Source organism: Pseudonocardia sp. D17, from assembly GCF_036984265.1.
Lineage (GTDB): Bacteria > Actinomycetota > Actinomycetes > Mycobacteriales > Pseudonocardiaceae > Pseudonocardia > Pseudonocardia benzenivorans.
Genome location: NZ_BPRG01000090.1, coordinates 1 through 461, shown reverse-complemented (window position 1 = coordinate 461; position 461 = coordinate 1). Strand labels below are relative to the sequence as shown.

Below are 461 nucleotides of genomic sequence, written 5' to 3'. Positions count from 1 at the left end.
TGGATGAGGACGGCGTACATGAGCTGGCGGTAGGCGAACTGCTGCAGCGGCAGGAGCCACAGGATCGCCATCTTCTCGCGTTCGAGCCGGAACGCGACGATCCCGGCGACGGTCTGGATGGCCAGGACGGCACCCCAGAGCACGAGCGTGCGGACGGCGTCGTCGAAGATCAGGCCGTAGACCAGCAGGATGTCGATCAGGGGCGCGATCAGCGGCAGCAGGACCTGGAAGACGCCGACGTTGAGCAGCCCGCGCCGCGCGTACCGGCCGGAGGCGCCGCTCGCCGCGACCGCACGCCGGTGCTTCCAGAGCGACTGGATGGTGCCGTAGCTCCAGCGGTAGCGCTGGCGCCACAGCTGGCCGAACGTCGACGGCGCCTCGGTCCAGGCGCGGGCCCGCTCCTCGAAGACGATCCGCCAGCCCCCGATGCCCATGGCCACTGTGAGGTCGGTGTCCTCGGC

General features: G+C 70.3%; 1 protein-coding gene. It reads right to left on the bottom strand.

Translation table 11 applies throughout. The features are described 5' to 3' along the window. The coding region (locus tag PSD17_RS16270; protein WP_339123311.1) for a glycosyltransferase at positions 1-461 on the bottom strand (461 nt) is incomplete at both ends.